Genomic DNA, 11,577 nt, shown 5'->3' on the forward strand with positions numbered 1-11,577 from the left:
TATGCTGCGCCCATTGCCGTAGGTTTCGGCGCGTGCCAGCATCTCGACAATGGAAAAGCTGTGCAAATCCTCGCCCTCCAGCGCTCTTATCCTTGTCGGGGTCGTGCTGTTCGGTCTCGGCGCCGCACCGCCGCCAGCCTATGACATCGTCGTCCGTGGCGGCACCCTCTACGACGGATCGGGTTCGCCCGGTATGATCGGCGATCTCGCGATCAAGGGCGATCGCATCGTCGCGCTCGGCACCGTGACGGGGAAGGGCGCGCATGAGATCGACGCGAAGGGGCTCGCGGTCGCGCCCGGCTTCATCAACATGCTGAGCTGGGCGGGCACGCCTTTGATCGCCGATGGCCGGTCGCAGAGCGACATCCGCCAGGGCGTGACCCTCGAGGTGATGGGCGAGGGCAATTCGGGTGGACCGCTCAGCCCCGAGATGGCCAGGCTCGTCGCGGAGCGCCAGGGCGACATCCGCTTCCCGGTGAGTTGGACCAGCTTCGGCGGCTATATGGACATGCTCGCCGCGCGCGGCATTTCGACCAATATCGCCAGCTTCGTCGGCGCGACCACCGCGCGGGTCCATGAGCTGGGCGAGGGCGATGTCGATCCGACCCCGGCGCAACTCGCGGCGATGCAGACGCTCGTCCGCAAGGCGATGGACGAAGGCGCGATGGGGGTGGCCTCGGCGCTGATCTATGCCCCCGGCACCTATGCCGAAACCCCCGAGCTGACCGCCTTGGTCGCCGCCGCGCATGGCTGCGGCGGCATGTATATCAGCCATATGCGCTCGGAGGGCGATCGCCTGCTCGAATCGATCGACGAGCTGATCGGCATCGCTCGCGCCACCGGCGCCCCCGCCGAAATCTACCATATGAAGGCGGCGGCCAAGCCCAACTGGTCGAAGATGGGCGCGGCGATCGCCCGGGTCGAGACCGCGCGCAAGGCCGGCCTGCGCATTACCGCCGACATGTACACCTATCCCGCCGCCTCGACCGGGCTCGACGCGTCGATGCCGACCTGGGTCCAGGCCGGGGGCCGCGAGGCCTGGTTCGCGCGGCTGCAGGATCCGGCGACCCGCGCGCGGATCGCCGCCGAGATGAAGGCGCCGGGCAAGGGCTGGGAAAACAACTTTCTCGGCGCCGGTCCAGAGGGCATCCTGCTGGTTGGCTTCCGCAACCCCGCGCTCAAGCCGCTGACCGGCAAGACCCTCGCCGAGGTCGCGGCGATGCGCGGCAAGCCCGCTGAGGAGGTCGCGATGGACCTCGTCGTCGAGGACCAGAGCCGGGTCGACGCGGTCTATTTCCTGATGGACGAGGCCAATGTCGCCCGGCTGGTGACGCTGCCGTGGATGAGCTTTGGCTCCGACGCATCGAGCCAGGCGCCCGAGGGAGTCTTCCTCAAGTCGAGCACCCACCCGCGCGCTTATGGCAATTTCGCGCGGCTGCTCGGCAAATATGTCCGCGACGAGAAGCGCGTGACCCTGCCCGATGCGATCCGCCGCCTGAGCGCGCTCCCCGCGTCGAACCTCGGCCTCCACGATCGCGGCATGCTGAGGACCGGCAACCGCGCCGATCTCGCCATCTTCGATCCCGTAACGATCGCCGACCGCGGCACCTTCGCCAGGCCGCAGGTCTATGCGACCGGCATGCGCCACGTCTTCGTCAACGGCGTCCAGGTTCTTAAGGATGGCGAGCATACCGGCGCGACGCCGGGGCAGTTCGTGCACGGGCCGGGGTTCGGGAAATGCCCGGCGACGTCATAGGCGTGCTTCGCCCCTGCCGTCATCCGGGTCGAGCCCGGGATGACGGATAGAGCTACCGCACCGCGCTCGGCGGCCGCGGCACGAACATGATCGATTTCAGCGCCGCCCCGTCCGTCGGCAGCGGCTTCGAACCTGACGGCATCCCGTTCGCCTTGAGCATATAGGCGACGATCTTCGCATTATCTTCGGGGCTCAGCGATCCCGGTGCGTAGAGCGGCATCGACTCGCTGACATAGGTGTAGAGCCGCTCGACCGATCCGCCGGACCAGGCCGCGACGAAACGGCCCTCGAGCGCGGGCACCTCATAGCTGCCGGCAAGCTTCTCGCCATGGCACATCGCGCAGGCGCCCTGGTAGAGCGTGGCGCCCTCGGCGGCTTGTGCCTCGGTATAGACGCCCTGTTCGGTGGTCGCCGAACGGCCGGGGGCTGCGGCGACCGCGATGCCGGCGGCGGCGACCGAAAGGGCGAGGACGATCTTGCTGCGCATCGGCTTGACCTTCAGGGCGGAGAGGAGAGGGGACGGCATCAGGCGCGCCGCGCGAACAGCGGGGCGACCGACTTGATCGCGGCCTCGACATCGGCGCGGTCGGGGATCTCGCTGCTGTCGCCGACCCCCAGCATGTCGCCGAGATCGCCCGGAAAATGCATCACCATCACCCCGTCGCTCTTCGACAGGATCGAGGCGTCGCGATAGCGCAGGCCATATTTGGCCTCGGGCTGCGGCACCAGCCAGCCGGTCTGGCCGCGCACCGGGATCATCGACTTGTCCTTCCACAGGTCGCGCGCGGCGAAGCCGGTGCTGTTGATCACCACCTTCTCGCGCAGCGTCGTCATGTCCGCGGGCGAGTGGAAATCGCGCATCTCGAACCGGCCGCCCGCCTCGAAGAATTCGGACAGCAGCAAATGGCCATAGCTCGAGAAGTTGAAATACATCTGCGACGCGCGCCGGGCATAGCGGGTGCCGAACGGATTGTCCTCGGGGGCGACATCCTGCCCCTGCGGGATGATGTCGCGGATTCGATCCGAATAATGCGCGAACTCGCCGCTCTGTTGGGGCAGCCCGCCGGGCTTGTAGGTGCCCTTGGCGGGATCGACCTTTTCGCCATGCCGCTCGATCGGCGTGTCGGACAGGTTGTACTGGTCGCTGAAGTCGACCGGATTGCCGGGCATGCCGACATAGGCGCGAAACGCCTTCCACGAGATCCGCGCCATCTGTTCCCACAGCGCGCCGAAGGCGGTGCCGGCGGGTTCAGTCAGCGCGATCCGCGAATCCGGGGTCCACGACCCGTTGGCGCGGACCGATCGGGTGCGCGGGAACATCTCGCGGGCATAGATCGTCACCTTCAGGCCCGCGCGCTGCGCCGCCACCGCCGCGGTCAGCCCGACGATGCCGCAGCCAACCACCGCGATCTCCTTGGGTACCACGCTCAGCGCCTTGCCGACCGCGATCTCGGCCGATCCCCACGACAGCGACCAGCCGCTGCCGCCATGGCCGTAGTTATGGATGACCAGCGTGTCGCCGATCTGCTCGGCGTCGAGCCGCGGTCCCTCCGGCCGGAACGGACGGATGCAGCATTTGACGTCGATGATATCGTCGACGCTCATCCGCAGCGGCAGCACCGCCGGGGTCGCGAAGCGGCTGCCCGCGCTGCCCACCGCGCCGCCGGACCCGGTACCGCAGCCCTGCAGACCGACCAGTCCGCCGACCGCGAGCGATCCCTTGAGCAGGTCCCTGCGTTTGAACTTGTCCAGATGGTTCACGCCATTCTCCCCGCTGCGGTGCAACATTGTTATGCGGCGGTCGAAGGCGACGCAATGTCGATGGAGACGGATGGGGCCGAATTTTCCGCACCCATTATCGCGGGGGTTGCGACAAAAATCTCCGTCCAGCCGATGCTTGCCGTCCCGCCGATCGGCTGTAGACTGCCGGCCAAACAGGGGAGGCGGCATGGACGAGGCTATTCTCGCGGCGATCGAGCAGGATCCCGATTACCGGCTGCTCGTTGCCCGGCGCACCCGGTTCGGCTGGCTGCTCGCGGGCATCGTCGCCGCCGCCTTCTTCGCCTTCATCGCCCTGATCGCCTTCGACAAGGCGGCGCTGGCGACCCCGATCGGCGACGGGGTGACCACGGTCGGCATCCCGGTCGGGCTTGGTCTGATCCTGCTCGCGATCCTGCTGACCGCGGCCTATGTCGTGCGCGCCAACCGCGAATATGATCGGCTGCTCGCCGGCATCCGGGAGCGGACGGGGCTATGATGCGCTTCCTCTGCACGCTCCTGCTCGCCGCCGCCCCGGCGCCCCTGCTCGCGGCGGCGATCGAGGGGCAGAGCCAGCAGCAGCCGGTCAACTGGACCGCGATCGCGATGTTCGCGCTGTTCGTCGGCTTCACTCTGTGGATCACCGCGCGGGCGGCGCGGCGCACCCGCAACGCCGCCGATTTCTACACCGCGGGCGGCGGCATCAGCGGCTTTCGCAACGGGCTCGCCATGGCCGGCGACTATATGTCGGCGGCGTCGTTCCTCGGCATCTCGGCGCAGATCTACACCGACGGCTATGACGGGCTGATCTATTCGACCGGCTTCATCGTCGGCTGGCCGATCATCCTGTTCCTGATGGCGGAAAAGCTGCGCAATCTCGGCCGCTACACCTTCGCCGACGTCGCCTCCCACCGCTTCGCCCAGCCGCCTGTGCGCAGCTTCGCCGCGCTCAGCACGATGCTGGTCGTGCTCTTCTACCTGATCGCGCAGATGGTCGGTGCCGGCCAGTTGATCAAGCTGCTGTTCGGGCTGCCTTATGGTTATGCGGTGGTGATCGTCGGGGTGCTGATGATGGCCTATGTCCTGTTCGGCGGCATGCTCGCGACCACCTGGGTACAGATCATCAAGGCGGTGATGCTGCTCGCCGGCGCCAGCTTCATCGCGATCATGGTGCTGGCGAAATTCGGCTTCTCGCCCGAGGCGCTGTTCGCCCGGGCGGTCGAGGTCAAGACCGCGATCGCGCTGGCCAAGGCCGATGGCGCCGCCGAGGCGGCGATCCAGGGCCGCGCGATCATGGGCCCGGGCCAGTTCATCAAGGATCCGGTATCGGCGATCTCGTTCGGCATGGCGCTGATGTTCGGCACTGCCGGATTGCCGCATATCCTCATGCGCTTCTTCACCGTCCCCGACGCCCGCGAGGCGCGCAAGTCGGTGCTGTGGGCGACGACCTGGATCGGCTATTTCTACATCCTCACCTTCATCATCGGCTTCGGCGCGATCGTGCTGGTGGCGACCGATCCCGTCTATCTCGATGCCGACGGCGCGCTGCGCGGCGGCGGCAATATGGCGGCGATCCACCTCGCCCATGCGATCGGCGGCAACGCCTTTCTCGGCTTCATCTCGGCGGTGGCGTTCGCGACGATCGTCGCGGTGGTCGCCGGGCTGACCCTGTCGGGCGCGTCGGCGGTCAGCCATGATCTCTACGCGACCGTGTTCAAAAAAGGGCTGGCGAGTTCGGCCGACGAACTGCGCGTATCGCGGATCACCACCGTCGCGCTCGGCGCGGTCGCGATCCTGCTTGGCATCGCCTTCGAAAAGCAGAATGTCGCCTTCATGGTCAGCCTCGCCTTCGCGCTCGCCGCCTCGGGCAATTTCCCGGTGCTGTTGCTGTCGCTGCTGTGGAAGGGCTGCACGACCCGCGGTGCGACCTGGGGCGGCTTCATCGGGCTGGGCACCGCCTTCGTTCTCACCGTGCTGTCGCCGTCGATCTGGGAAAAGATACTGGATCTGCCGGCGGCGCCCTTTCCCTATAGTTCGCCGGCGATCGTCTCGATCCCGCTGGGCTTCCTGGCGATCTGGCTGATCTCGACCCTCGATCGCTCGCCGCGCGCCGCGATCGACCGCGCCGGCTTCCGCGCGCAGCGCATCCGCGCCGAAACCGGGATCGGTGCGACCGGGGCCACCGATCACTGATTGGCAAATTTCATGGCTGACGGGCTAGGCGTTCTCCTCCGCCTGCGGCATTGAGCCGCCATGGACGATTCCCCGCCACCGAGTTCGCCCTTCGCGCTGCCGATCTTCCGCGCGGTCTGGTTCTCGAGCATGGCGTCGAACTTCGGCGGGCTGATCCAGTCGGTCGGCGCGTCGTGGATGATGACCTCGCTCGGCGGGTCGCCGCAGATGATCGCGCTGGTCCAGGCGTCGACCAGCCTGCCGATCATGCTGCTGTCGCTGTGGGCGGGGGCGGTCGCCGACAATCTCGATCGCCGCAAGGTGATGCTCGCCGCGCAGGCCTTCATGCTGCTGGTGTCGGTGACCCTCGCGATCGGCGCCTGGGCAGGGCTGCTCACCCCCTGGGCGCTGCTCGGTTTCACCTTCCTGATCGGCTGCGGCACCGCGTTCAACGGTCCGGCCTGGCAGGCCTCGGTCGGCGACATGGTGCCGCGCTCGGCGCTGCCCAGCGCGGTCGCGCTCAACTCGATGGGGTTCAACATTGCCCGCAGCGCCGGGCCGGCGATCGGCGGGGTGATCGTCGCGGTGGCAGGCGCGGCAGCGGCCTTCCTCACCAACGCGATCAGCTATGTCGGCCTCATCGTCGTGCTCGCGCGCTGGCGGCCGGATCGTCCGCCGCGGCTGCTGCCGCGCGAGCGGCTCGGCGTCGCGATGGTGGCGGGGCTACGCTATGTCGCGATGTCGCCGCAGATCGTCGTCGTGCTGTTCCGCGCGATGCTGTTCGGCCTCGCCGCCAGCGCGGTCCCCGCGCTGATGCCGCTGGTTGCGCGCGACGTGATCGCCGGTGGGCCGCTCACCTATGGCATATTGCTCGGCGGCTTCGGCATCGGCGCGGTCGGCGGCGCGCTGATCAGCGGCAAGCTGCGGCAGCGCCTCTCGACCGAGGCGATCGTCCGGCTGGCGACCCTGGCGATGACCCTGGGGGCTGCCGGCACCGCCGCCAGCCGGCTGCTGCCGCTGACGATCTTCGCGCTGATGCTCGCCGGGGCGGGTTGGGTGCTCGCCCTTGCGACCTTCAACGTCAGCGTCCAGATGGCATCGCCGCGCTGGGTCGTCGCCCGCGCGCTCGCGGTCTATCAGATGACCGCGTTCGGCGGGCTGGCGGTCGGCAGCTGGATCTTCGGCGTCATCGCCGACCATCATGGCCCGGTCGACGCGCTCTACATCGCCGCCGCGCTCCAGTTCGTCGGTGCACTTGCCGGCCTGTTCTGGCCCTTTCCCAGCATCAGCGATGCCAATCTCGATCCGCAGGACCTGTGGCGCGAGCCCGACACCGCGGTGCCGGTCGAGCCCCGCAGCGGGCCGATCGTGATCACGATCGAACATCGCGTGCTCCAGGCCAATATCGTCGCCTTCCTCGCGGCGATGGGCGAGCGCCGCCGCATCCGCCGCCGCGACGGCGCGCGCGGCTGGCGGCTGCTGCGCGATCTGGGCGAGCCCGATCTGTGGATCGAGCGCTATCATGTGCCGACCTGGCTCGACTATATCCGTCACAACCAGCGGCGCACCCGCGCCGATGCCGCCAACAGCGAGATGATCCACGGGCTGCACGAGAGCGAGCCGGTGGTCCATCGCCGGATCGAGCGCCAGACCGGGTCGATCCCGTTCACCCGCGCCCCCGATTCGCGTGAAATGGCCGAACCGATGACCGATGCCACCCGGTCGAGCTGAAAGAGCGCGCATGTACGTCACCCAGTTGCAGGAACTCATGGTCAGCCGGTTGATCCGCAAGGCCGGCGGCAGCCAGCGCGGCTGGCGACTGGCGATCGGCCCGGTCCGCCTCCACGACCGCGAGACCCACCCGCACTGCAACTGGTCGGTCGCGCCCTCGGGCGGCACCCGCCAGGTCGCCGAGATCGAGGCGATGCTCGACAGCGTCCGCCTCGAACATCCGATCGTCGTCGCCGGCTGAGGGTAAACACGGCGGCGCCGATCGTCGGCCCGCATTGCAGACAGTGCCAAAACCGCAAGATCGGGACCGCGCCGACTCCCCAATCGCCCTATACGGGGCGGTGAGGAGATCCCGGCGATGCGCGAAGACAGTCTCGATCGATGGATGAGTCGGATCGGCCGCGCGGTCGACCTTCTGGCAAGCAGGCTCGACGACCCGCCTTCGCTCGGTGAACTGGCGGCTGCGGCCGCCGTCTCGCCCTTTCATTTCCATCGCATCTGGCGCGGGCTGACCGGCGAGACGGTCGCCGGGACGGTGACGCGACTGCGGATCGAGCGCGCCGGTCAGGCGCTCGCGACAGCGACACCGATCACCGAGGTCGCGATGGCAGCGGGGTACGGCACCCCGCAAAGCTTCGCGCGCGCCTTCCGCCGCGAGACTGGAGTGACGCCTTCGGCCTTTCGCACCGGCGAGCCCGCGCGCGTAGCCGCCGATGACCGGGCGACAGCGCCGGTCAGGCTGGTGCTGCGCGATGCCACGACGCTCGTCGCCCTGCGCCGCGAAGGCTGGCCCTATGAGAAGCTGAACGCGACCTTCGGCGCGGTCTGGCAATGGGCGGAACAGGCCGGGCTGATCGATCGGCTGGGCGGCATCTACGGTCTGCCGCTCGACGATCCCGCGAGCGTCCCGGTCGAACGGCTTCGCTACGACGCTGCGCTCGATGTCGGATCGGCGACCCCGCCGCCGCCCTTCGCGACGGTCATGCTCGCAGCCGGTGAATATGTCTGCGTGCGCCACGTGGGCGGGTATGACGGGCTCGAGGCGGTCGACCAATATCTGCTCGGGGGCTGGCTGCCGCGCTCCGGTCGCGAGCCCGCCGATGCGCCGCTCGTCCACCATTTTCTCGACGATCCCGAACAGATTGCCGAGGCCGATCTGCGGACCGATATCCTGCTGCCGCTGATGCCCGAAGGCGCCGGCCGATGATGTTCGCTCCGCTCTTCGCGCTGGCTGCCGCCGTCGCGCGCCCCCGCGATACCGCCGAGCGTCTCTACCGGGCCTTCAATGCGCATGATGTCGCCGCGATGGCGGAACTCTATCATGACGATGTCCGGCTGATCTCGCCCGATTTCTGTGCGCCGCGCGGCCGCGCCGATGTCGAGCGGACCTATACGGCTTTGTTCGCGGCCTTCCCCGATCTCCACGACGACCTCGAAACGATGCTCGTCGACGGTGATCATGTCGTCGTCCGCTTCACATCGCGTGCGACCCTCGACGGCAAGCCCTTCACGATCGCGATCGCGAATTTTCTGACAATCCGCGATGGCCGGATCGTCGAGGATCGCGATATCTTCGACACCGGGGGACGGCCCTGTGCACCTTGATCCGCGCCGCGCACCGCGCGAGAACCGGCCAGTTGAACAGCTCCAGGGTGGCGATATGACAGTGGATCGCGAAGGGTGACTCGTGCTGGCGTGGCGCTCGCGGCGTTCGCCGCCATCCTCGCGGGGGCGCCGGTGACGGCTGCGGTCACGCCACGGCGGATCGCCGCGATCGATGCGGCTGTCGAGGCGGGGCTCGCCCGCACCGGCGCGAAGGGCATCGCGCTGGCGCTCGTCGAGGACGGCACGGTGGCGCTGGTCCGCGCTTATGGCGTGCGCAATGCCGCGGGCCAACCACTGGCGACCGATAGCATCATGTATGGCGCTTCACTGACCAAGGCGGTGTTCGGCTACACGGTCATGCGGCTGGTCGATGAGGGCCGGATCGGTCTCGACGAGCCGATTGCGGATATGCTGCCCAAGCCATTGCCCGATTATGGCAATCTCGATGCCTATGGGAATTGGGGCGATCTCGCGGGCGACGCGCGCTGGCAGCGCATCACCCCGCGGATCGCGCTCACCCACAGCACCGGCTTTGCCAACTTCGCCTTCCTCGAGCCCGATGGCAGGCTCAAATTCCATTTCGATCCGGGCACGCGCTATGCTTATTCGGGCGAAGGCCTGATCCTAATGCAGTTCGCGATCGAGCGGAAACTCGGCATCGATTTCGGCGCTCAGGCCGATCGGTTGGCGTTCGGGCCGCTTGGCATGAAGGACAGCAGCCTGATCTGGCGGCCCGATTTCGCGCCGCACCTCGCCGATGGCTGGCAGGCGGATGGACAGCCGGTCGCGCATGACCAGCGCAGCCGGGTTCGTGTCGCCGGCTCGATGGACACGACGATCGCCGACATCGCTCGGTTCGCTGCCGCGCTGGTGCGCGGCACCGGCCTTCGTGCGGCATCGCACCGCGAGATGCTGCGGCCGATCCTGCCGATCACCACCGCCTCGCAATTTCCGACGATCCAGCCCGAACTGCCAGCCACCGATCGTCGGTCCGACTTGGCGGCGGGGCTCGGCGTCGTAACCTTCGCAGGGCTTCAGGGGCCGGGCTTCTTCAAGGGCGGGCATGACGACCAGACCGCCAATATGATGGTCTGTATCGAACGCGGCGGGCGCTGCGCGGTGATCCTCGGCAACGATGTGCGGGTCGAACCGCTGATTCCCGATCTGGTCCGCCTGCTGCTCGGAGAAACCGGCATGCCATGGCACTGGGAATATCCCGATCAGGTCGTGAAATAGCGATTTCGATACCGGCGCATGGCCGCGAGTCCGAGTCGCGGCTCCGCTCGTCGTACGATTCCAGCGCTTTGCCCCAAAACATGAACCCGGATCGCGTTTCGCCGGGTTGATCCTGCATGAGATACGAACGATCCCCGCTCCGCCCCGGCATGACCGCGATCGCCGCCGTCCTTGCCCTGTCCTCCACCCCGCTGCTCGCGCAGAGCGTCGATGCTGCGCCGACCACGCCACCTTCGGTGGTGACCGCGCCGATCGCCGCGCCCAGCGCACCGGCACCCGCGGCCGCTGCACCGCAGCCGATGAGCGTCCAGTCGGCGGCACCGTCGACCGACGCCAGCTCGACCCTGCAGCCTCTGGCCGCGCCTTCGACAAGCCTGTCGACCGCTGCTCCGACGACTGCGGCTCCTGCCGCGTCGGTGCCGGTCGTCAATGCCGCCCCGCCGACGACCGCAACGCCCGAACCGGCCGCCGCGCCGGCCCCGTCGCCTGTCGTCACCCGCAGCGAGGCTCCCACCGCGGCCGTGCCGGTTCGCAGCGTGCGCAGTACGACCGCGACGCGATCGGTCGAGCGGTCGACCGCGACCCGGACCGCGGCTCCGGCCACCGAAACGGCGCCTGCGCCGGCTCCGGCCCCCGCCGTCGCGCCGGCCCCCGTGCCCGAGCGCCAGCCGCTGACCCGCACCGCGCCCGGTGACGAACTGGTGGCCGGCGATGCGATCCTGCCGGTGGCGGGCGCGGCGGGTGTCGCCCTGCTCGTCCTCGGTGGCGGCTTCATCGCACTCGGCCGCCGTCGTCGCCGCGAGGAGGATTACGACGCGCCGCCGCTGATGACCGACGTCCCTGCCGAACCGGTTGCGGCGACGATGGTCGCCGATCGACCGGTCGCGGCGCCCGTCATCGCGTCCAATCCGCGCGAACCGACCGTGCTGCCCAATGGCTTCGACATTTCGCGCTTCGGCCGCCATGCCCAGGCCGCCTATCGCGGGCCGACCCCCGACAATCCGTCGCTGTCGCTCAAGAAGCGCCTCAGCCGCGCCAGCTTCTACGACCAGCGCGAACGTATGGCCGGGATGCAGCCGGTCATGGCCCCGGTCGAGCCCCGGGCGACGCGTCCTGAACCCGCGCCGGCGATGGCGGCCCGGACCAGCGACCATATCGTCGTCCGGCCGGCGCGCCAGCAGCCGACCGCCCGCCCGCCGCGCGGCCTGAGGCCCGCCTTCCAAGGCTGATCGTACGGCAATGACCGTCATTTGAGGCGGGACCCGGCTTTGGCCGGGGCCCGCTTCGTCTTGCGCCACAGCGCGACAATCACCCGTTCG

General features: G+C 68.6%; 11 protein-coding genes. 9 read left to right on the forward strand and 2 right to left on the reverse strand.

Features of this window, described 5'->3' with window-relative positions:
• The first annotated feature begins 49 nt into the window (after window positions 1-49).
• The gene (locus AC1RM6_RS01375; protein ID WP_493097793.1) at window positions 50-1,756 is read left to right on the forward strand and encodes an N-acyl-D-amino-acid deacylase family protein; all 1,707 of its coding nucleotides are present in this window, start codon (window positions 50-52) and stop codon (window positions 1,754-1,756) included.
• 52 nt (window positions 1,757-1,808) lie between these two features.
• Here the strand turns inward: AC1RM6_RS01375 and AC1RM6_RS01380 are convergent, their stop codons facing one another.
• Both AC1RM6_RS01380 and AC1RM6_RS01385 read right to left on the reverse strand, forming a co-directional pair.
• Window positions 1,809-2,282 carry a c-type cytochrome gene (locus AC1RM6_RS01380; protein ID WP_493097794.1) on the reverse strand — a complete coding sequence of 158 codons (474 nt, stop codon included), beginning with the start codon at window positions 2,280-2,282 and terminating at the stop codon, window positions 1,809-1,811.
• Window positions 2,282-3,517, reverse strand: a complete 1,236-nt coding sequence (locus AC1RM6_RS01385) for an FAD-dependent oxidoreductase (RefSeq protein WP_493097795.1) — start codon at window positions 3,515-3,517, stop codon at window positions 2,282-2,284. The genes AC1RM6_RS01380 and AC1RM6_RS01385 overlap by 1 nt, the downstream gene beginning before the upstream one ends.
• Before the next feature lie 187 nt (window positions 3,518-3,704).
• Between AC1RM6_RS01385 and AC1RM6_RS01390 the strand changes: the two genes are divergently transcribed.
• The 8 genes from AC1RM6_RS01390 (at window position 3,705) to AC1RM6_RS01425 (ending at window position 11,487) form a co-directional block, all read left to right on the forward strand.
• Entirely contained in the window at window positions 3,705-4,013 is a 309-nt protein-coding gene (locus AC1RM6_RS01390; RefSeq protein WP_493097796.1) for a DUF485 domain-containing protein, read from the forward strand.
• Window positions 4,010-5,707, forward strand: a complete 1,698-nt coding sequence (locus AC1RM6_RS01395) for a cation acetate symporter (protein ID WP_493097797.1) — start codon at window positions 4,010-4,012, stop codon at window positions 5,705-5,707. The genes AC1RM6_RS01390 and AC1RM6_RS01395 overlap by 4 nt, the downstream gene beginning before the upstream one ends.
• 60 nt (window positions 5,708-5,767) lie before the next feature.
• Entirely contained in the window at window positions 5,768-7,417 is a 1,650-nt protein-coding gene (locus AC1RM6_RS01400) for an MFS transporter (RefSeq protein ID WP_493097798.1), read from the forward strand.
• Between the two features lie 10 nt (window positions 7,418-7,427).
• Window positions 7,428-7,658, forward strand: a complete 231-nt coding sequence (locus AC1RM6_RS01405) for a hypothetical protein (RefSeq protein ID WP_493097799.1) — start codon at window positions 7,428-7,430, stop codon at window positions 7,656-7,658.
• A gap of 117 nt (window positions 7,659-7,775) precedes the next feature.
• Window positions 7,776-8,624 (forward strand): AraC family transcriptional regulator, encoded by an 849-nt coding sequence (locus AC1RM6_RS01410; protein ID WP_493097800.1) that lies wholly within the window; start codon window positions 7,776-7,778, stop codon window positions 8,622-8,624.
• Complete coding sequence (locus AC1RM6_RS01415; protein ID WP_493097801.1) at window positions 8,621-9,022, forward strand: nuclear transport factor 2 family protein; 402 nt, start codon at window positions 8,621-8,623, stop codon at window positions 9,020-9,022. Before AC1RM6_RS01410 ends, AC1RM6_RS01415 begins: the two co-directional genes overlap by 4 nt.
• A 75-nt stretch (window positions 9,023-9,097) precedes the next feature.
• Window positions 9,098-10,258, forward strand: coding sequence for a serine hydrolase domain-containing protein (locus tag AC1RM6_RS01420; protein WP_493097802.1), 1,161 nt, complete (start codon window positions 9,098-9,100; stop codon window positions 10,256-10,258).
• Between the two features lie 116 nt (window positions 10,259-10,374).
• Window positions 10,375-11,487 (forward strand): hypothetical protein, encoded by a 1,113-nt coding sequence (locus AC1RM6_RS01425; RefSeq protein ID WP_493097803.1) that lies wholly within the window; start codon window positions 10,375-10,377, stop codon window positions 11,485-11,487.
• Window positions 11,488-11,577: the final 90 nt, after the last annotated feature.

This window comes from Rhizorhabdus sp. GW822-FHT03C02 (genome assembly GCF_058801765.1).